20 protein-coding genes and 1 pseudogene are annotated in these 20520 nt (G+C 70.0%); 8 read left to right on the forward strand and 13 right to left on the reverse strand.

The genetic code is table 11. The features are described from left to right. Position 1 precedes the first annotated feature (1 nt). Complete coding sequence (locus HH310_RS22370; RefSeq protein WP_169177559.1) at positions 2–508, forward strand: cupin domain-containing protein; 507 nt, start codon at positions 2–4, stop codon at positions 506–508. Between the two features lie 260 nt (positions 509–768). On the opposite strand, the gene HH310_RS22375 is transcribed toward HH310_RS22370, so the two are convergent. From HH310_RS22375 to HH310_RS22385, 3 genes are read right to left on the reverse strand one after another with little or no spacing between them, the layout of a single operon-like run. Continuing rightward, complete coding sequence (locus HH310_RS22375; RefSeq protein WP_169177560.1) at positions 769–1155, reverse strand: hypothetical protein; 387 nt, start codon at positions 1153–1155, stop codon at positions 769–771. A gap of 17 nt (positions 1156–1172) precedes the next feature. Then, on the reverse strand, positions 1173–2003 hold the full coding sequence (locus tag HH310_RS22380) for a heavy metal-binding domain-containing protein (protein ID WP_211192473.1): 831 nt from the start codon (positions 2001–2003) through the stop codon (positions 1173–1175). Further along, positions 2000–2887, reverse strand: a complete 888-nt coding sequence (locus tag HH310_RS22385) for a YbjQ family protein (protein ID WP_169177561.1) — start codon at positions 2885–2887, stop codon at positions 2000–2002. Before HH310_RS22385 ends, HH310_RS22380 begins: the two co-directional genes overlap by 4 nt. A gap of 185 nt (positions 2888–3072) precedes the next feature. Here HH310_RS22385 and HH310_RS22390 point away from each other — a divergent pair, with 185 nt between their 5' ends. Further along, positions 3073–3354, forward strand: coding sequence for a hypothetical protein (locus HH310_RS22390; RefSeq protein ID WP_169177562.1), 282 nt, complete (start codon positions 3073–3075; stop codon positions 3352–3354). Here HH310_RS22390 and HH310_RS22395 read toward each other — a convergent pair. Continuing rightward, entirely contained in the window at positions 3343–4260 is a 918-nt protein-coding gene (locus HH310_RS22395; protein ID WP_169177563.1) for an arginase family protein, read from the reverse strand. The genes HH310_RS22390 and HH310_RS22395 overlap by 12 nt on opposite strands. 87 nt (positions 4261–4347) lie before the next feature. Between HH310_RS22395 and HH310_RS22400 the strand changes: the two genes are divergently transcribed. Then, positions 4348–5067: a DUF4097 family beta strand repeat-containing protein gene (locus HH310_RS22400; protein ID WP_248294275.1), complete on the forward strand. Its 720-nt coding sequence runs from the start codon at positions 4348–4350 to the stop codon at positions 5065–5067. Positions 5068–5119: 52 nt separating this feature from the next. Here HH310_RS22400 and HH310_RS44025 read toward each other — a convergent pair whose 3' ends face one another. Then, complete coding sequence (locus HH310_RS44025) at positions 5120–5377, reverse strand: hypothetical protein (RefSeq protein WP_248294276.1); 258 nt, start codon at positions 5375–5377, stop codon at positions 5120–5122. Between the two features lies 1 nt (position 5378). After that, a pseudogene (locus tag HH310_RS45845) lies at positions 5379–6020 on the reverse strand (serine hydrolase domain-containing protein); the annotation flags it as partial. A gap of 204 nt (positions 6021–6224) precedes the next feature. Here HH310_RS45845 and HH310_RS22410 point away from each other — a divergent pair. From HH310_RS22410 to HH310_RS22425, 4 genes are all read left to right on the forward strand, one after another. After that, positions 6225–6821, forward strand: a complete 597-nt coding sequence (locus tag HH310_RS22410) for a TetR/AcrR family transcriptional regulator (RefSeq protein ID WP_169177565.1) — start codon at positions 6225–6227, stop codon at positions 6819–6821. 249 nt (positions 6822–7070) lie between these two features. Next, positions 7071–9074 carry a multicopper oxidase family protein gene (locus tag HH310_RS22415; RefSeq protein ID WP_169177566.1) on the forward strand — a complete coding sequence of 668 codons (2004 nt, stop codon included), beginning with the start codon at positions 7071–7073 and terminating at the stop codon, positions 9072–9074. A 930-nt stretch (positions 9075–10004) separates the two neighbouring features. Beyond that, positions 10005–10589, forward strand: coding sequence for a M15 family metallopeptidase (locus tag HH310_RS22420; protein ID WP_312034259.1), 585 nt, complete (start codon positions 10005–10007; stop codon positions 10587–10589). Further along, positions 10577–12550: an ATP-binding protein gene (locus HH310_RS22425; protein ID WP_169177567.1), complete on the forward strand. Its 1974-nt coding sequence runs from the start codon at positions 10577–10579 to the stop codon at positions 12548–12550. Before HH310_RS22420 ends, HH310_RS22425 begins: the two co-directional genes overlap by 13 nt. Here HH310_RS22425 and HH310_RS22430 read toward each other — a convergent pair. Further along, positions 12544–13311, reverse strand: coding sequence for an SDR family oxidoreductase (locus HH310_RS22430; RefSeq protein ID WP_169177568.1), 768 nt, complete (start codon positions 13309–13311; stop codon positions 12544–12546). The genes HH310_RS22425 and HH310_RS22430 overlap by 7 nt on opposite strands. A 93-nt stretch (positions 13312–13404) precedes the next feature. Between HH310_RS22430 and HH310_RS22435 the strand changes: the two genes are divergently transcribed. Further along, on the forward strand, positions 13405–14025 hold the full coding sequence (locus HH310_RS22435; protein ID WP_169177569.1) for a TetR/AcrR family transcriptional regulator: 621 nt from the start codon (positions 13405–13407) through the stop codon (positions 14023–14025). A gap of 7 nt (positions 14026–14032) precedes the next feature. Here HH310_RS22435 and HH310_RS22440 read toward each other — a convergent pair whose 3' ends face one another. From HH310_RS22440 to HH310_RS22465, 6 genes are all read right to left on the reverse strand, one after another. Then, entirely contained in the window at positions 14033–14725 is a 693-nt protein-coding gene (locus tag HH310_RS22440; protein ID WP_169177570.1) for a TIGR03943 family putative permease subunit, read from the reverse strand. Further along, a complete protein-coding gene (locus HH310_RS22445) occupies positions 14722–15714 on the reverse strand; it encodes a permease (protein WP_169177571.1) in 993 nt (330 codons plus the stop codon). Before HH310_RS22445 ends, HH310_RS22440 begins: the two co-directional genes overlap by 4 nt. 13 nt (positions 15715–15727) lie before the next feature. Continuing rightward, the gene (locus tag HH310_RS22450; protein ID WP_169177572.1) at positions 15728–16765 is read right to left on the reverse strand and encodes a hypothetical protein; all 1038 of its coding nucleotides are present in this window, start codon (positions 16763–16765) and stop codon (positions 15728–15730) included. Positions 16766–16857: 92 nt separating this feature from the next. Next, positions 16858–17802 carry a hypothetical protein gene (locus HH310_RS22455; RefSeq protein WP_169177573.1) on the reverse strand — a complete coding sequence of 315 codons (945 nt, stop codon included), beginning with the start codon at positions 17800–17802 and terminating at the stop codon, positions 16858–16860. Next, positions 17799–19349, reverse strand: coding sequence for a M48 family metallopeptidase (locus tag HH310_RS22460; protein ID WP_169177574.1), 1551 nt, complete (start codon positions 19347–19349; stop codon positions 17799–17801). Before HH310_RS22460 ends, HH310_RS22455 begins: the two co-directional genes overlap by 4 nt. Before the next feature lie 85 nt (positions 19350–19434). Beyond that, a complete protein-coding gene (locus HH310_RS22465) occupies positions 19435–20484 on the reverse strand; it encodes a methyltransferase domain-containing protein (RefSeq protein ID WP_169177575.1) in 1050 nt (349 codons plus the stop codon). Positions 20485–20520 lie beyond the last annotated feature (36 nt).

The raw sequence follows: 20520 nt of genomic DNA on the forward strand, positions 1-20520 counted from the left end.
GGTGCTTTACACGCCGGCCGATGGCGGCATCGTCCGGTGGGTGTCCGGCGACGTCTACCGGGTGCTGGCGTCCGCCGAGGACGGCGCCGGGGCGATCGGGTTCATCGAGGGCCAGGTGCCGGTCGGCGCGGGCCCGCTGCCGCACATTCACGAGCGTACGGACGAAAGCTTCTTTCTTCTGTCCGGGACGATCGCGTTCCTCGGTGGCGAGAAGACGATCACCGCGGAGCCGGGCGCGTTCGTGCACGTGCCCAGGGGGACGCTGCACCGGTTCATGAACGTGGGCGACGCGGAAGCTCGCATGCTGTTCTTCTTCACCCCGGGCGGCCCCGAGCTGATGTTCCTGCACGGCGGCGACAAGCCGGAGCCCGGCTCGGCCCCGGTCATCTGGGACGCCGAGCGGACGGCCGAGGCGATGGCCGCGGTCGCCGACATCAACCCCGATCTCGTATACCGCACCGAGCTCGACTATCTGTTCAAGCCCGAGGGCGGCCGTCCCTCGATCTAGCGACCGTCGCGTCAGGGCATTGCTCGCTTTCGTCCGGATGGACGAGACGCGCGTCCAGCCAGGCTGGCTACACGGCGACCTTGAGACATGTGCGGCTCGTCGGGCATCTCGGCGGCGAATGTCGGTCGCGGGCTGCGAGTCGCCGAACCAATGCGGGTTGCCGGTTTGCGAGTTGCGGGTTCTCGCTGGTCTCTCTAGCGGGAAAGCCCGGACCGCCCCCCGGCGGCCCGGGCTCGCGTGACGGCTTACCGGACGCCCGGTTAGTCGAGCAGCTTCGTGAGCGCCTCGCGGGCCGCCGCCGAGCCGGCCGCGAGGCGCGACAGCAGACCGGCCAGCGCGATCAGCCAGTCGTCGATCCCGACGGTGCTGCGCTTGATGGTCACCCCGCGCACGACCTGCTGAATCTCCGCGTGCACGCCGTGCGCCTGCTGCCGCAACAGAAGCTGCTCGTCGGGCGTCGTGATGGCCAGCGACACCGGCGTCCCGGGGCGGCCGTTCATCCGGTCCGCCATCGACCGCTTGCGTTCCACCGTGACCATGCCCGGCGGCAGCGCCTCGCCGAGCACCGTCGTCAAGACCCGGGTGTACGACTCGACGTCCGCCCGGTCGAGGCGCAGCGCGGCCGCGATCAGGTGCAGGTCGCCCATCGGGCCGAGGCTGTCGCTCATCGGTCGGTCAGGGGCAGCACGAGCTGCGGCTTGGTGATGACGTGGTCGGAGCGTAGCGGGCGCACGGCCGTACCGATCGCGAAGAACTCGGTGGTGTGGCCGCCCCAGCGGTGCGCGTTCGAGAGCATCTGCACGCCGACGATGCCCTCGGCGCCGAGCTGCTCCGCCTCCGCCTGCATGCGGCTCATCGCCAGCTCGCGGGCGTCGTAGAGCGCCTCGGTGTACTGCGGGATCTCGACGTTCTGCCCGATGTTGCCCATCGCCTGCCAGAAGCGCTGGTGGGCGATGTGGTAGACGCAGGTGCCCATGGTCATGCCGAGCGGGGCGTACCCGGCCTGGATCAGCGTCCAGAAGTCCTGCCCGGAGAGGTCGCTGGTGAACGGCTGGTTGTTCCGGTTGCGCCAGGTGCCGCCGGAGGCCGGTGGCTCGTCCGCCTTGACCGCGGTGCCGATCGCGATGAACTCGGCCAGCTCGGAGCCGAACTCCTTGAACTCGATGTCGAGCCGCACCCCCACGATGCCGTCGGCGCCGAGCGCGTCCGCCTCGGCCTCCATCCGGGTCATCGCCAGCTCCCGCGCGTGGTACATCGCCTGGGAAAGCTGGTCCAGCTCGCGGTTCTGGCTCCAGCGGCCGAGCTGGATGCCGACGTGATAGATGCTCGAGCCGAGCACCAGACCGAGCGGCCGGAAGCCGGCCTCGCGCACGAGCAGGAACTCGTTGACGCTCAGGTCCGAGGTGAACAGGCTGGTGGGCTGCCCGGGGCGCATCTCCGCCAGGCGGCGCATGGCATCGTCGGGTACGCCAGTGGAAGAGGCATGCACGGTCATCGGGAACTCCGCAGCGGCAAGATGGTGAGACTGCTAGGGGTAGGAACGTTTGTGACGTGGAACCGGGCGATCGCGTTGCCGGTGACGATGCACTCGGCGGCGTGGTCGGTGTGGTTCTCGCCGGCCTCGATCTTCCACATCGTCGACCAGAGGCCGGACATCAGCGCGGCGTCCGCGCCCAGCGAGGAGACGTGGGCGGTGAAGTCGTGCCGGGCCGCCGCCCGTACGTGGGTGATCAGCTCGGTGTAGCCGGACACCTCGATGTTGCCGGCCAGGTAGCTCTGGGACTGGATCGTGCGCCAGTCATCGTGGCGGACCGCGATGGCCAGGCCGTAGATCAGCCCGGCCGGCACCCAGCCCGAGCCCATCAGCTTGGCGACGTCCTGCGCGGCGAGGTCGGTCGTGAACGGCTTGGCCGGCCGCTGCGACCCGCGCGAACGGACCGCCGTGCCGAGCGCCATGAACTCGCGCTTCTGCCCGTCCATGACCTCTTCGGTGAACCGGACCCCGACCACGCCGTCGGCACCGAGCGCGGCAGCCTCCTGGCGCATCCGGTCCATGGCGGTGTCCCGGCCCTGGCGAATCGCCTGTGCGTACGGCTCGTAGCCGGACCAGCGTGACGACGGCGACACGGTGGCCGGGCCGCCCATGTTGCCCATGAAGCCGTAGCCGGGCTGCCAGCCACAGCCACCCCAGCCGCTCCAGCCGATCTGCATCACCGTCGTGCCGAGCACCTCACCGACGGTATCGAACCCTGCCACCTCGAGGCCCGCCAGCCCGTCGGCCGACAACAGCGAGGTGCGCACGCCGTCGGCCGAGGCTCGCTCGACGCGCGCCCGCGCCACGGGCGGCAGTCCGCGCCCGTCCCAACCGTCAACTGTCACGTTCCAGTCATACCCCGCTACCAGGCGCGGCGTTCATCTTCGTCATCCCGTCGCTCAATTCGCCGGACGCGGGGTGAGCTGCCCCTCACGTGGTCGGCGCTACAGCGTCCACGGCACAGCGATGGTAAGAAATTCCTAAGGAAATCAAGTTTCCGTACGCCCGTAGCGAGAGACCCGAGCCCACCATGAACACCGCCGCCACGATCTTGACCGCCGCCCGCGCCGAAGCCTTGTTCACCAGCGGGTTGGCGACCGGCAGCCAGCCCGACTACGCCCTCGTCGAACAGGTGATCCGCGTCGCCGTGCGCACCCGCGGCGGCGTGCGAGGCTGCGCCGCCGACGTGGCCCGCGAGTACGGCGACTATCCCGAGCTCGCGGCTCCGCGGATGCGCTGGGCCCGGCACGTGGTGACCGACCTGTACGGGCCGCGGCACGCCGCCCGCCGTGGCTTGACCCTAGTCGCCTGACAGGATGCGTTCGAGCAGCCCGACCAGTCGCGCCGCGTACCGGCCGTCCGGGTCGAGGTCCGGACGGAAGTCGGCGACGCTGACACCGATCAGGTCCGGGGCGGCGGCGAGCGGGGTCAGCAGTGCCGCGAGCTGGTCGAGGTCCGGCCCGCCGGCCTGGGGGTAGGTGACCGCCGGCATCGCCGACGGATCGAGGACGTCCACATCGACGTGCAGCCACATCGGCAATCGCAGGCGCGCGGCCCACGCCGCCGCTCGACGCCCGGTGGCCCGCGGATCGCCGACCACCGCGCGAGCGTCCAGGGCGAGCATGTCGCCCGGCACCCGGGCCAGCTCCGCGGCCGCCGCGGCATCGAGGCCGGACGTGCGGTGCCCGATCAGGGCGACGTGCCGGGCCGCCACCATCGGCACCCGCCCGCCCAGCGTCACCAGACTCTCCGGGCCGTCCCCGGTGAGCAGGGCAAGCTCCAGATCCGCGGTCTCGCCGGTGTCCGACCCGGCCGCGTCGAGATAGTCCGGATGCCCGTCGACCATCCAGAGCCCAACCGCACCATCCCGGCCGCCGTCGAATTCGTCAGCGAGACCGGGGAGCCCGGCGAACACGCCGAGGAGCAGGCTGCAGTCGCCGCCGATGATGAGCGGGCGCCGGGCCGGGTGGTCGCGGATGCCGGCTCGCAGCGCGGCCGCCAGCTCACCCGCCGCCGCGATGGTGTCGGTCAGCGCCAGCACCCCGGTGGCCGCATCGCGCCGGCTGTCGGAGATGACCGTCGCGGCGTCGCCGAGGTCGAGGTCGGCAAGCCCGGTCAGGCCCGCCGCCCGGAGAGCCTCGGGTGCCCGCATTTCGCCGCGGCCCGTGCCGGAGCAATCCCAGGGCGCGCCGAGCAGGAACCAACCAGTGCCGGACATCACCCGAGCGTACGGGCCGGGCGCGGCACTGGGCATTGTCAGTGGTGGTGTCAGGTGCGTGTCAGGGCGGTGGCAGCCCGGGCCGCAATGGTGGTTCTCACGACGGACGGCAACACGCAGCCGGCCCCAGCCCCGGAGGACAGCACCATGCAGAACTTCGCCACCACCGCCCCGATCACCGCCATCCTCGAGATCCCCGCCGGCCGCGTCGAACTCGTTGCCGCCACGTCCACCAGCGTCGAGGTCCGGCCCGCCGACGCGTCGAAGAACCGTGACGTGAAGATGGCCTCCCAAGCCAGCGTCGAGTTCGCCGACGGGGTGCTGTGCATCCACACGCCGGGCATGCACAACCAGGTATTCGGGCCCACCGGATCCCTGCACGTGCTCGTGCACCTGCCCGCCGGATCCCGGGTCCAGGCCAAGACCGGCGCCGCCGAGCTGCACACGACCGGACGGCTCGGCGAGCTCAGCTTCGACGGCGCCTACCGCGCCATCAATATTGAGGAGGCCGCGGGCGTGCAACTGACCGCGGTCGACGGCGACGTCGAGATCGGCCGGCTCACCGGACCGGCACAGATCAGCACCGCCGGCGGCGACATCCGCGTCGGCGAAGCCACCCACGGCAAGGTGCTTCTCAGCACCCAGTACGGCAACATCACGATCGGCGCCGCCACCGGCGTCTCCGCCGCCCTGGACGCCGGCACCGGCTACGGCCGGGTCAACAACTCGCTCAAGAACGACGGCACCCCCGAACTCGACATCCACGCCACCACCACCCACGGCGACATCACCGCCCGCAGCCTGTAAAACACCACCGCGCACATCGCCGGTCGCCCCGCGGGGCGACCGGCGATAGGGCTTAGCGCATGGCCGGAGCGGCATAGATGATGTCCTCGGCCGTGCTCATCTGACCGTCGCCCTTCGCGTCGGTGGCATTCACCGAGTACACGAGCCGGAAGCTGCCGTCCCGGCTGCCCCCGATCGCGGCGGCGTAGCCGTAGCGGGCGCCGGACTTCGCCCACAGCACTTCGCCGGTGGGCAGTGTGGTCGCCTCCAGGCCGGCGCTGTGCGTCGCGAGGCCGCCGCTGACGTCGTCGACCGCGGGCAGCGTGAACATCTCGTCGAGCTGGGCCTTCGGCAGCAGCCGGCCGCCGAAGGAAGGTGTCCAGGTCGGCCAGCGTGGAGATCATGTCCCCGGAGGCCGGCGTGATGGTCTGGCTCCACTTTGTCACGTCGACCAGGCTCGTCACGCCATCGCGCGTGACGCTCCGGTAGCCCTGTGTGTGCGGGCCACGAATCGTCGGGTCGTCGCCCGGAACATAGGTGTCACGTAGCCCGAGCGGACCGGAGATCCGCTGCTGGATCTCCGAGGCGTACGGGTGGCCGGTGATTTTCTCGATCAGCATGCCGGCGACGATGTAGCCCATGTTCGTGTAGTGCTGTTTCGTGCCCGGATCGAACTCGCGGGGGTTGCGCAGCGCTTGCCGGACAATCGCCTCGGGCGTCCACCGGTCGTATCGGTGTGCCAGTGACCACTCGATGTCGTCCGGCAGCGTCGGGCTGGGCCGGCCGTCCGTGTGATTCAGGACGACGGTGGCCGTGAAGACCTTGGTGACGCTGCCGATCCGGAATCGCGCGTTCGCCGGAACCGGAGCCTGGGTGCGCAGGTCCGCCACCCCGGACGAGCCCGTCCAGCAGCCGCTCGGCGTGGTGACCCGCACCTGCGCCGCGGTCGCCTCGGCGTTGGGCAGGACGGCCATCGCCTGCCTCAGACCGGCCGGGTCGACCCCATCGCCGCTACACGGAGCGGTATGTCGCCCTGCAGCGGGGAGCGAGGCGGCGGAAATGAACCCGGACACGTCCACTTAGGGGTCAGAGTTCAATGCGCATACATGGAAGTGATCTAGGTCCTCATCGCGGGTGCAGGCACCGCACGTACGCAGATTCGCGTTAGTGTCACTGACATGAAAGCCGGTACGCGGCCCTACCGAATGACCGCGCGCGCCACCGCGGCGGCGAACACTGCCGCCGCTGTTCTGGATGCCACCTGGGAGTTGTTCGAGGAAAAGCCGATTGCCGACATAACCCTTGCCGACATCGCCTCGCGCTCCGGCGTCACGACGCAGACCGTGCTTCGCCGTTTCGGCGACAAGGACGGCGTCTTCACCGCCATGTTCGACCGGCTGGCCAGCGACATCGCGGGACGACGCGATCAAGCGGTGGCCGACGCGCTCGATGACGTGGTCGCCGCGCTGGTCGCGAACTACGAGATCACCGGCCGTCTCACGCTCAAAATGCTCGCCGAGGAAGCGACGGCGCCGGCCCTGCACGGCATTCTCACCACCGGCCGGGAATACCACCGCGAATGGTGTACGCGGGTTTTCGCCGCCACTCTTAAAGACCTTCCCGACGCCGATCACGATCGGCGACTCGCGCAATTGATTGCCATTTGCGACGTGCGTACGTGGGAAGTCCTGCGAATCGCGTCGAAACTGAGCCAACCCGAGACCGAGCGCGCGCTTCGCGAGATGCTCGCACCTTTGGTCCGCCCGGACCGGTAATTTCGAGCAATTCACCGCCGCATTGACATGATGCGGCCTATTCGGCGTACCCGACTTTCTCAAGACGCGCAATAGCGACGTCGCCGTCGGCGTGCCTTTCGCAAATATTCGCATTACCCCGATCAATGCTCTTCCGAGCATGGACGGGGCGCTGAACCCTGGAGTTTTCTCGTGCTAGACGACGACCTAAAAGACGTACCGGACAGTGGCCGGAGCCCGATCCGGGCCAGACGGCGAACCGTTCTGGGCATGGCCGGCACCGCGGTGGCCGGCGCCACGATCTACGGAGTGACGGATCAGCTGGCCGGCGGCGCCCAGGCGGACGCCGCCGTCATCCCGACCGAGCTGACCGGCGGTGTGGAGGTGCTGACCAGCGGTGCGGACTCACCCCAGGTCAGTCAGCTGACGCCGTTCAAGGATCCGCTGCGCATCCCGCCCACGCTTTCCCCATCGGGCAAAGACGTCACCGATATCAAACTCGTGGCGAAACACGTGCGGCTGCATTCCCAGCTGCCGCCGACCCCGATGTGGACATTCGAGGGACATTTCCCCGGACCGACCATCGAGACGCGCAGCCAGCAGCGCATCCGCATCGCTTGGACCAACCAGCTCGCCGGCACCAGCCCGGTCAAAGCGGTGTGGGCGGGCCCTCCCGGCACCACCCCCACCGACCCGATCAACGCGCCCGGATCGGCCGGCACCATCGCCCGGCCCGAGATCGACGCCCTGACCGCGTGGACCACGATCCACCTGCACGGCGCGCACCAGTTCGCGATCCACGACGGCATGGCCGACGGTGGGATCACGCCCGGATATTCGCAGCTCACCGAGTATCTGAACGACAACGCCGCGACGCACCTGTTCTACCACGACCACGCGATGCCGATCACCGGCATCAACGTCTTCGCCGGGCTCATCGGCAACTACATCATCCGCGACTCCCGCGAGGACGCGCTCAAACTCCCACGCGGCAAGTACGAGATCCCGCTGATGCTCTCCGACGTCAACTTCGAGACCGACTCGCGCGGGCGGCTCACCGGCGAACTGCTGAACAAACGACTGCTGCTCGGCCCGTACACCAAGGGTGTTCTGCCGGTCGCCGCGCACTTCGTCGGCCCGTACACGATGGTCAATGGTGTGGTCTGGCCGTATCTCGACGTCGACGCCCGCGCCTACCGATTCCGGCTGGTCAACGGCGCGGTCGGCCGCGACTTCGCGCTGACCCTCATCGACGACGCCACCGGTAAGCCCGTGGTGGGCGCGATGAAGGTGATCGGCACCGACCTGGGTCTTCTCGGCACGCCGAAGGTGGTCGACGGCCCTCTCACGCTCAGCCCCGCCGAGCGCGTCGACCTCGTCATCGACTTCGCGGCGCTGGCCGGCAAGCGACTGCGGCTGGTCAACACGTTCCCTGGCACCGCCCCGGGCACGCCGGTCCCGGACGGGCCGCCCGGAACCGAGATGCCGTTCCCGAACGTCATGCAGTTCCGCGTCGAGAAGGGCAAGTCCGCCCCGTACGCGCTGCCGTCGAAGCTGGCGTCGAACTTCAAGCAGCTCACCGCGGCCGAATTGCCGAAGAACATCACCGAGCGGTTCGTCGCGCTCGTCTTCGACGGCTCGGGCATGCCGACGCTGATGGAACTCGAAGAGGTGCCGGCCGGCACGCCGAGCGGGAAGGGCATCGTGCAGATCGCGTTGCCGACCGGCAAGCGTACGTTCCGCAGCATCGCCAACTACTTCGAGGACACCACGAGCTACTTCACCAGCTCCGGCAACTGGGAGAAGTGGACCTTCATCAACATCGACCCGCTGGGCCGGATCATCACCCATCCCATGCACATCCACCTGATGGACTTCCAGCTGCTCGAACGGCGCAGCATCGACGGAAGCGCCTTCGACCTGAAGCTCTTCGGGACCAGCAAGCCGATCACCGTCAAGGACAGCCTGCCGATCAAGGCCGGCGAGTCGGGCTGGAAGGACACCGTCGCGGTTCCGGTCAACACGATGGTGACGATCGCCGGGCAGTACGGGCGGCAGACCGGCCGCTTCATGTACCACTGCCACATCCTCGATCACGAGGACGGCGGCATGATGCGACCCCTCGTGATCATGCCGTCGTCGGTGTCCGCCGTGCAGAACGTCACGATGGCCGCCATGGGTAAGCCGCATTCGACGGCCACCATCACCGCCGCCCCGGCCGCGATGGGCGACATGGCCGGCATGGACATGAGCAATATGGACATGGGCAACTGACCGGTACGGGGTCGCGTGGACGGGGACCCCACGCGACCCCGCACGACCGTCGTCCGCCAGCCCCGCCACCGCGGCAACCGTGTTGCCCCACTGCACCAGGTCGGCGGTCAGCTCGTCGTACTGGCTCGGCGACCCTCGCGCATATCCGACATTTCCTGAGATCTGGACGATCGGCTGAGCCGCCGGACAGGCGGGCTCGCCGCGCGGCCGCGCGGCGCTTCCATTGCGTGAGACGGGCGACCGCCTGCTGAGACCCGCGCCCGCATCATGGACCCACCGTCCGCGATGTGGGACCAACGTCCACTGTAGAGGCGGTTTTTGTCACATAATGAGGCTTTTGACCGGCAGCTTTCTCCGGCCGAATGTGAACCTTGGAGAGTTATGGCTTGTATGGGCCTGCGAAAAAATAACTCGTAGTTTCGCGTTTTGTACCGATTTATCCCATGGCGGCTGGCTGACCAGCGGCTTTGTCGGAAGTTATCTGTCCAGTGAAGACGTCCAGGCTTGGCGAACGCGCAGGTAACGAAGCTGCCTTAGCAGATCGAATGGCCGAAATCAGCAACACGCCGAGTTAATTCCGTACGCGCACTATGTGGGCACAACTCTCCAAGGTTCACAAAAATCCACGATGCGACTGCAGTGTCCCACATAGCGGGACCGCCCGGCCGCGAACGGAACGCCACAGCGCCTCAGCTCTCGCACCACCGCGCAGCTCCCACACCATGACCAGGTCACGCACCGCCTATCCACCACGGTAAGGACTTACTCGTCGCGGTAACGGCGGCGGCCGCCTCGATCTTGCTCGACCGCGCGTTGTGCTTCCCTCGGGGCTTAGGTTTGTCCACTTCGGTTGAGTAGGCGTACTCAGGAAAACGTCCGTCCAATCCGGCAAGTTGGCGCCATGACGTTGATGGATCATGGCGGTTTGGGGTGAGGCGGGGGCGGGCCGCGCACGCGGCGCGGCGACGCGATGCGGCATATCGGTGGATCACCCTGCTGCTCGCGGTCGCGTTCGTCCCCGTCGCCCGGCTCGTCGGTGGTCCCGGCATGGCCCGGCACGTCGCCTGCCAGTGGGCGCTGGCCACCCGTTTCCCGGCCGAAGACCTAGACGGTCTGACCCCGGCGACGCGGGCGGCGTTCGAGGCCGCCCGCACCCGGGCGCTGTGGCGGCACCGCGAGCTGCTCGGCCTCACCTCGGGGCATCGCCACGCCTACCATCAGGCACGGCTGTTCGCCGAAGCGGTGCGGCGCACCGGCTCGGCCGAGGTAGCCCGCCGGCGGGTCTTGCCACCGGCGGAGTCGCGGCACGTGGCCGGCACCGCGCTCGATGTGCGCCCGGCGGAGGGGGCGCGCTGGCTGGAGCGACACGGCGGGTCGTACGGGCTCTACCGCATTTACGACAACGAGTGGTGGCACTTCGAATACCGGCCCGAGGGCAGACCGGCACGTCTGCCACATTCGGGCGTCACCCGTCCGACCGACACGTCTGAGATGATCATGACATGGGCAAGGTGACTGCCGCCGGACCCGTCGTCGGCGGCGTGGGCGGCGCTCTTATCCTCGCCGTCGCCATGTCGCCGAGCGGCGGCAGCGCCGCGACGCCACCGTTCCTCGGCGGGATGAGCTACGGCGCTCACTACGGCGGGGGCTGGGTGCCGCTGGTCGTGCCGATCGCGGCAACCGCGATCGGGTTGTGCCTGCTGCGCTTCTGGCCGTACCTGCTGGCCGCGGCCGCCCTGCTGAGCATCGCGCCGATCCTGGCCGAGTGGCCGTTCAGCGCCTCGCAGCCGCCGTATTCCCTGGTCATGGCCGGCACCTACGCGCGCGTCATGTTCGCGTTGATCGGTCTGCTGGCCTGCGCCCAGGGCCTGGTGCGCCGCGGCTCCCCCGGCTGGGGATCGGCGGTCGCCGGGCTGGCGGTCGGCGGAGCCGTGGTCGGGACCGGCTTGCTCGGCGCCAGCTGGCAGGACGGCGGGCACGGGCTGAAGCCGATCCACCTGGTGCTCATCGCGGCCGGTTTCATGTGCCAGATCCCGATGCTGCGGCGGCGCCCGCCCCGCGCGGAGCCGGTCGCCGGCTCGTGGTGGCAGCGGGTGCGACTGCCGCTGACCGGCACGCTCGCCGTCGCCAGCACCGTCCCGCTCGGCTTCCTGACCGTGGACCGGCTGGGCGTCCTGCTCGGCGTGGGCTTCAGCCCGCTCTACCGGCATCCGCTCGCGGTGGAGGGCGTCCTCGGCGCCATCCTGCTGACGATCGTCTTCGTGCTCGCCGTCGTCTCCGGGCTCTGGTCGCTCGGCGGCGCGCTCACCGCGGCGATAGTGCAGGTCGCCGTGGTGGCGCCGCTGCTGCTCGCGGTCACCGCGATGAGCTTCGACCGGCCGGTACGCTGGATCGCCGCGCTGGTCGGTGTCGGGATCGGCGCGGCCGCCGCCGCGAGCCGGTGGCGCGTTCCGGCCGCCGTCGCGCTCGCGGTGGGCGGTGCCGTCGCGCTGCTCATCGCGTACGCCGCCACCGGTGCCCACCCGGAAAAGCTCGCCGACCAGCACCAGGTCGTGCCCGGGGTGCTGATCCTGATCGTCATCGCGGCCGCCGGCACCGCCGTGACCGGTGCGACCGCCCCGATACTGGCCCCGCGCGGCGCCCTCCCGGCCGCGCTCGGACCGCTCGCCACGATGCTCAGCGCGGGTGGTACCGCGGCCGTCGCGGTCACCTATCTGAACAGCGACGGCGAGCCCGTGTCGTCGTACCTCAACCCGGTCCTGCACCTGAACACCTCGGCGTTGCTGCTGCTCGTCGCGGCCGGCGCGATCGGCGGGCTGGGCCTGGGCCAGGTGTTCGCCGCCCGGCGGGCCGAACGGCTGCGCACCGAGCAGATCCGGCAGGAGGCCGCCGCCGCCGAGCGCGATCGCCTGGCCCGCCCGATCCACGACGGCGTGCTGCAGGTGCTGGCGCTGGTGCAGCGGCACGGCTCCGAGCTCGGCGGTCCCGGCCCGGAACTGGCCGAGCTGGCCGGCCGGCAGGAGGTCGCCCTGCGCAACCTGCTGCGCGGCCGGTCGACGGCCGGCGGCAACGCGCGCGAAGACCTGCGCACCGAGCTGGTGGCGCTGGGCTCGCCCGCGATCGACGTGGCCGCGCCGGCCCAACCGGTGATGCTGCCGACCCGCACGGCCACCGAGCTGACCGCGGCGGTCCAGGCCGCGCTCGACAACGTGCGCCGGCACGCGGGCGCCGGTGCGCATGTCTGGATCCTGCTCGAGGAGGAGAGCGACGGCGTTCGCGTGACGGTCCGCGACGACGGGGTCGGGTTCGGTCCCGATCGGCTGGCCGAGGCGGCCGTCGGCGGCCGTCTCGGCGTGGCTCAGTCGATGAAGGGCCGGATCGCCGACCTCGGCGGCATCACGACCATCCATAGTGCACCGGGCGAGGGCACCGAGGTCGAGTTCTGGGTGCCCGCGGCCGATCGCGCCGGCTACTGAGCGGTCCAGCCGCCGTCGACGGCCAACGCGGCTCCGGTCACGAAGCTCGCCTCGTCCGCCAGCAGATACGCGACGAACGAAGCGATCTCCGCGGGCTGCGCGACCCGCTTCATCGGATGTCCCGCCGCGATGGCGGCGGCACCCTCCGGGGTGGCCCCCATCGTGGTGCGGAACATCGGCGTGTCGACACCCCCGGTGACCAGGGCGTTGACGCGGATGCCCTGCTCGGCGAACTCGAGCGCGGCCGACCGGGCGAGCCCGACGACGCCGTGTTTCGCGGCCACGTAGGCGGCCGCTCCCGCGATCCCGACGACGCCCATGTTGCTGCCGTTGAGCAGGATCGCCCCGCCACCGCCGACGAGCATCGCGGGCACCTGGTACTTGATGGAGAGGAAGGCGCTGGTCAGGTTCAGCGTGATGTTGTCCGAGAAGGACACCGCCGGGACTCCCGCGACCGGCCCGAAGGAGGTCCCGTCGCCGCCACCGCCCGCGTTGTCAAAACTCACATCCAGCCGCCCGTACGCCCGTACGGTCGTGTCGACGAGCGCCGCGACGTCCGGTTCGTTCGTCACGTCGGCCTGCACGAACATCGCCTCGCCGCCGCGTGCCCGGATGTCGGCGACCGCTTCGTCGCCGAGCGCCTTCCGGCGGCCGGCCAGCACGACGGCGGCACCCTCCTCGGCGAGGCGCCGCGCGGCCGCGAGACCCATTCCGCTGGTTGCTCCGGTGACCACCGCGACCTTGCCGTCAAATCTGCGCACCAGAAATCCCTTTTTGGTCGGTCGTTCAAAAACTGACGAACGGGAAGCTAGCACGTTTTTGAGCGGTCGATCAAGAAGGGGTAGGCTGACCCGGTGGGACGCCCCCGGATCTTCGACGAGGACCGTGCCGTCGAGCAGGCCATGCGACTGTTCTGGCGGCACGGCTACGACGGCACGTCACTGCGCGACCTCGGTCAGGAGCTCGGCCTGAAGCCCGGCAGCCTGTATGCGGCGTTCGGCGACAAGGAGTCGCTCTTCCACCGGGCGCTGGATCGCTATTGCGACGGGCAGACCACCGGCCTGCTGGCTGCCGTCTCGGCTGCCGGGCCGCTGCTGCCCCGGCTTCGCGCGCTGCTGATCGGCATCGCCCAGGCGAATCAGGCCGCCCAGGAGCGCGCGGCGGCCGGCGAGCCCGGCGACCCGGGCGGCTGCCTGATCGTCGGCACGGCGATGGACCGTGCCGACGATGAGCAGGCCATGGACCGCGTGCGCGCCACCCTCGAACGCATCGACCAGGCGCTCGAGTCCGCGCTGCTCCGGGCCCGCGTGGCGGGCGAGATTCCGGCTTCGACGGACGCCGCGGCAGCGGCCCACTTCCTCACCACCGTCCTGCAGGGCGTGCAGGTGATGTCGTCCGCCGACCCGTGGCATCCCCGGCTCGAGGCGGCCATCGACGTCGCCCTGGGCGCGCTGCACGCCAACCGGCCCGCCTGACCGTCGCTCAGTCGTACGGGTCCTGCGGGGTGGGGATTTCCTGCCATGCGGTGACCGTGAGGTAGGGGATCTTGGCCTTGTTGATCGGGTCGTTGCCGGTCCGGGTCGAGTAGACGCCGTCGGCCTGGATCCAGGTGCCGGTGGGCAGGCCGGTCGGTGCTTTGCCGTCCAGGCCGACCTTGACCGGGCGGCCGTCGGCGGCGCAGCAGGTGAGCACGATGCGGGCGAGGACCGGATGCCCACCCGGGCCGGGCGTCACGAAACCGTCGAGCCGCACCGTGCGCCCGGTCAGGCTGCGCCCGCTGTCGTAGATCGCGCGGGCGGAGTAGTCCAGCAGCTTGACCGGTGCCGGGTTCCCGGGTGGCAACGGCGGATAGTCCGACTGCGACGACACCACGACGGTCCCGGCCTTCGCGGCGGCGAAACTGCTCAGGGCCGGCGGTGACAGGGTCAGCAGCACCAGCGCGGGCAGCAACAGCAGCCATCCGACGCCGGGCTCGTGCGAGTGACCGCCGGGGTGGCGTACGCGGATCTCGTACCAGAGCGTCAGCACCGCCATGATCACCAGGAACGCGCCCGCCAGCAGCAGGAGCGGACGCAGGCCGTGCTTGACGTAGCGCTGGTAGGAACCGGTGATCGCGATGCGCAGGATGGCACCGCCGAGAAGCAGCATGAGTACGGACTGGACGCGCCGGTTCACAGCAGCACCGTCCCGAACGCCGTACCGACGAGGATCGCCATGACCAAAGTGGCCGGTGCGAACCGCCAGGCGAACCCGCGGCCGAACACGCCGGACTGCATGGCGATCAGCTTGAGGTCGACCATCGGGCCGACCACCAGGAACACCAGCCGGGCGGTCAGCGAGAAGGTGGACAGCGACGCGGCGACGAAGGCGTCGGCCTCGCTGCAGATCGAGAGCAGGACGGCCAGCAACGCCAGCGTGATCACCGCCAGGACCGCGTTGCCGGCCAGCGACTGCATCCAGGCCTGCGGCACGGTGACGTTGATGGTGGCCGCCGCGGCCGCACCGATGACCAGGAAGCCGCCCGCGTGCATGACGTCGTGCCGGCAGGCGGCCACGAACGCCTGGAACCGCGGCATGCCGTCGTATTCCGGCCGGTGCGGCAGCTTGATCCACTTTTCTTTGCCGAGCCGCAGCCACATCCAGCCCATCAGTACGGCGACCAGCAGGCTCGCGCCGGCTCGCCCGACCACCATCCCCGGGTTCTTCGGGAAGGCGATGGCCGTCGCGGTCAGCACCACCGGGTTGATGGCCGGTGCGGCCAGCAGGAACGCGAGCGCGGCCGCCGGGGTCACGCCGCGGCGGATGAGGGCACCGGCGATCGGGACGCTGCCGCACTCGCACCCGGGCAGGACCACTCCGGCCAGCCCCGCCGCCGGCACCGCGAGCACCGGATGCCGCGGCAGCGCCCGAGCCCAGAACGAGCGGGGCACGTAGACGGCGATCGCGGCCGACAGCAGCACGCCCAGCACCAGGAACGGCGTCGCCTGCACCAGCACCGACACGAACACGGTCATCCAGGTCGCCAGCCGCGGGTTGGACACCAGCGCGGCCAGCGGTCCCCGCGCCAGGATGACCAACACCAGGACAACGGCCAGAATCTCCACCGGCCGTACGCGTCGGCGCGCGCGCTTCGAAGCCGGCGGCGCGACGGTCTCTATGGCCATGATGCTCCTGAGGTCAGACGGTACGCAGATCGACGGCGTGCCGGATGAAGTTGTCGTCGGTCCCGGTCGACCACCACAAGACCCCGGCCCGGTACGTCACGTCGAAGGCATCCGGGCTGATCAGCACTTGGCGATGGGTGGCAAGCTCGTACGCGATCAGCACGGTGTGGTTGGTGAGCTGCGAGTTCGTGTCGAACTGCGCCAGGATTTCGAAGCGGTCGAGCACCACCGGGTCGGGCAGCGCGCCGGCCATGTCGCTGCCGCCGACCCGCATCCGGTGGCTGCCGTCGGGCCGCATCAGCTCGACCGACGTTTCGCCGTGCTTGTCCACCACGGACATCTCGCACCAGGACGGACTGCACCGCGTGATCGCGCGGGCGACACTCCGCACGGCCCGGTCCCGCCCGGTCACCAGATCGCGGATCAGGGTGGTCCCGGGCGCGGAGATAACACCGTTGACCATGTACGGCCACGCCGACAGTCCCCAGTCACCCGGCTCGGCACGCACCGTGACAGCGCCCCCGCTCAACGGCACCGACCGAACCTCGGTGGTATCGCTCGCGCCGGACGCCGTCCAGTAGACGCTGCCCGCGGCGATGACCAGGTCGTACGCCGATTGGTCGGACGCGACGTCGCCCGCGTCGGCGGTCAGCGAACGCGGCGCGGGCCGCCGCAGACTGGACGTCCACACCGACGACTTGCCCTGCGTCAGATTTTCGATCCAGACCAGGGTGTCGCCGGCCGCGGCCAACCCCGAGAACGAGGGGGAACGGCCCTGCGGCAATTCGCGGATCAGCACGACCGAGCCGTCCGACCGGCGTTCCAGCAGCCGCACCCACCGGTGATCCTTGCTGGGCGCGGTGCCGATGGACGTGCCGGCGTTCAAAAACAGGCCCGGCTCGTACGGCGTCCCGTCGGTCAGCGTGGCCGCCAGTACCGCCCGCTTGGCGTTCGGCCAGCCCAGCTCCATCGCGGCCGGCGGCGGGTGGACCTGCTTGCCGGCCGCCGGAAGCACCAGCAGCAGGACACCGGCCACCAGCGCGGTCGCCATTCCCGCCGGTCCCCGCAGACGGCTCTTCCAGGAGGTCACTGCCATACATACGCTGCACCGGCCGATCCGGCTCACCGTTCAGTCGGTAAACCTCAGGTGGCGTAGCTGGCGTCGCGCGCCTCCCGGAACGTGCCCGCCTTGTCGCCGTACCAGTTCCACGGGTCCGCGCCGCAGTAGTTTCCGATGGCCCGGAACTGGACGGCGGCCTCGGCGAGCCGCCCGGCCTGCCACAGGCCGTGCGCGAGCCAGTGCCGCAGGTACGGCAGTTTCGGGTGCGCCGGGTCGGCGGCCGCCGCGTCCGCGATACCGGCGTCGAGGGCCCGGTTGAAGCGCTCGCCGCGGTAAAACGCCTTGCGGCCGGCGTCGTCCTTCGGGCGGAACTCGAGGTAGAGCATCTCGAGGCGCATCGCGGTCAGCACCGAGCCGGCCGGCGCGCCGGCGAGGACGTCCTCGACGTACCGCTCGACCAGTTCGAGGCTGCCGAACCAGCGGGGCAGGAAGTAACGCATCGCGCGATTGTGGGCGTTGAACGAGTAGGGCGCCCGGTCGTGGACCTTCGCGAGCAGTTCGCGATACTCGTCGTTCGTCCACTGCAGACCCAGAGCCACGGTCTGCATCGCGATCAGCGGCGCCGGGTCGGCAGCGTCCGCGGTGGTCGCGCGCGCGAGGATGATTTTGCCGTTACGAAGCGTACGGAAGAAGGTCTGCCACTGCTCGCGGTCGACGTCCTCGGGCAGCGCGGCGGTACGCACGTCCCACGCCACGGTGACGACGTAGTTGATCTGCACGGCCAGGGCCGAGGTGTTCGCGGGCTCGGCCGCGAGCCACTCCCACAGCCATCGGTCGTCCTTGGCCGCGGCGTCGCCGAGCGTCGTCACCATGGCCAGCCGGTATTCCGACGCCGGGGGCAGCGAGGCCAGCCGCCGCGACATCGCGCGCCAGTCGCCCGCCGCTGCCATCGCGGTGGCCTCCTGCTCGGCGGCGATCGCGCCGGCCGAGCTCTCGTCGATGCCGTTTCCGGTCGCCACGGCGGTCATGCCGGCACCACCTGTCGGATCAGGGCCGTGTCCGGCCACATCGTCAGCAACGCCTCGACGCCCTCGGTGAGCGCCTTGTCGTCCAGGCCGGCGAACTTCATCTCGCCGCCGAAGCCGGACCAGGAGTGCTCGATCGTCGCCCGGCCCGACGGCACCAGCTCGAACACCGCCCAGCCGACGAGCATCCGGCCGAGCGCGTTCTTCTTGAACTCGCGCTGCGCCGGCGGCGGCACCTTCAGCCGCATCGCCGTCTCGGTACGGTCCATCCGCTCCAAGATCTCGCTCAGGCGGCCGGCCTCGACCAAGGCGAGGAAGTCGGTGAACCGGGCCGGCCGGCCGATCATCGAACTGACGAGGTGCTGGATCGGCTTCGAGTTCTCCTGGGCGCCGCCGAGGCGGGCGGTACGCGCGATCGTGTCCCAGTCGGCGACCTGCGCCGCCGCGGCGTGCTTGCCCACCATCTCGATGCCCAGTGCGGTGAGGACGGCGACCGGGTTGTGCAGCAGCGCGAACGCCCGCGTCTCGTGCCCACCGGCTGCCTCGGCCGGGGGCCGGCCGTCGTCCGGCAACGTCATGATCGCGGCGATCCGGTCGGCGATCGGCGGGTGCGAGTCGAACGCGTGTGCCTCGTCCGAGTCGTCCGGGTCGCCGAGCTCGGCCATCTCCTTCATCCGCTCCGGGTCGACCAGGAAGCGGCCGAACCCGCCGAGCACCTCCGGTGGGGGTGGCACCAGCTTGTTCCGCAGGCCCAGCCCGATGAACTCATTGAGGTAGTAGTCGTAGGCCGCGTCCGTGGCGGGCAGCTTGCGCAGCGCGGACGCCGCGTTCGCCCGGCCGCCGGCCTGCGCCGCGATCCGGTCGGCCGCGTACTCCTGTTCCCGGCTGATCGCGAAGGTGTGCCGGAGCACCAGTCCGGCGTACGCGTGGAACAGTGCCGCGTAGGCGTCGCTGCCCGGCCACTTGAACCGGCCACCCGTTCGCTGCCGGCTGACCGCTTTCAGCGTGCCCATCACACTGGCCCGGGCCCGGCCGGCGAGCGGGGCGAGCCGCGAGTGCCGGTCGCTGTAGTGGCCGAGCTCGTGCGCGAGAACGGCGTCCAGCTCCGGCACGGTCAGCGCCTGCATGAGCGGCACGCCGATCATCATCCGGCGCTTGCCGGGCAGCAGACCCATCAGGTGCGCGTGTTCCAGCACGGCGGCGTTGACCTGCGGTACCAGCCGGATCTCGGCGGGCGGGCGGGTGCCCACGGTCTCGGCGAGGGCGGTCACCCGCTGCCACAGCGCGGGCTGCTCGGCGCGGCTGACCGGCAGGCCGTTCAGGTCCTTCTGCCGTACGCGTACGGAAACGAACAGGCCGCGCACCACGACGATGAACACACCGACCGTGGCGGCCAGCAACAGGAAGATCAGCTTAGGTACGTGCCACGCGCTGGACGTGTCGAGCGCGAAGTAGTCGACCACCACGAGCCCGGCGAGCAACACCACGCAGAGCAGGTAGAACCCGAGTAACAGAGTGATGATTTTCAAGGCGCGCGCGAGTGTCGCCATGCCGTTCCCCGTCTCGACAAACGTGAGCCCCATTCGGCCGGGCGACAGTGTGCCACAAAGATCGACAGAAGCACCGCCCCGCCGCTCAGTGCTTGACCTCGTAGACGCGGTTGGCCACGGTCTCGGCCGCCACCCGCCAGGTTCGCAGGCCGGCTTCGGCGGCGATGCCGCGCAACACCTCTTCCCCGGCGTGGTTCCCGAGCGCATAGGGGCCGTTCTGGGCGAGCGCCGCCGGCAGGCACAGCGCCACCGACGTCGCCGCGAACGACCGTCCGACCGGGTTGATGTTGTCCAGCAGGTTCGCCGACGTGTTCGGCTCGACGAGCATCACCGTGCCGTCCGCGCTGAGTTTCGCCGCCACCCGCCGCAGCACGGCCACCGGGTCACCCATGTCGTGCAGGGCGTCGAAAAACGTGACGAGGTCGTATTCGTCGCCGGTGAGGTCCACCGCGCGGCCGACCGCGAAGCTCACCCGGTCGGCGAGGCCGCGTTCGGCCGCCTCGCGTCGGGCGGCCTCCACCGACGGTTCGTGGAAGTCGATCCCATGGAAGGTCGAGGACGGGAAGGCCGCCGCCATCAGCATTGTCGAGTGGCCGAAGCCGCTCCCGACGTCCGCGACCTTCGCGCCCGCCGTGAGCTTGCCGACGACGCCGTCGAGGGCGGGCAGCCAACGCCGCACCAGGTTCGCCTGATATCCGGGCCGAAAGAACTCGGCTATCCCGGCGAACAGGTCCGGGGCGTGCTGGGCCCAGCCCACGCCGTCGCCCGAGCGGAAGGCCTCGACCAGCGCGTCTTCCACCCGGAACAGCGCCTGGAGCAGCGTGAACCCGCCGGTCGCGTTGACCGGGGAGTCCGGGTCCGCCAAGACCGCGGCGTGCTCGTCCGGAAGCACGTATGTGTCGTGGCCGGGATCGAAGAACACGTACTCGCTCGTCACCTGCGCGGCCAGCCACTCACCCACGTAGCGCTCGACAAGTCCCGTACGCGCGGCCAATTCCTTGATCGTCAGTGGCCCGGCACCGGCCATTGCCCGGTATAATCCGACGCGTATGCCGATCGACACGGTGAGTCCGGAGGACGCCGCGGCCTTGTCGTTGACCACACGCGCCACGAATTCGCTCGTCTTGTCGGTCATCTAACTTCCTGTCTGCCCAGTCTCGCTGTACGAAGG

This window comes from Actinoplanes sp. TBRC 11911 (assembly GCF_012933445.1).
Lineage (GTDB): Bacteria > Actinomycetota > Actinomycetes > Mycobacteriales > Micromonosporaceae > Actinoplanes.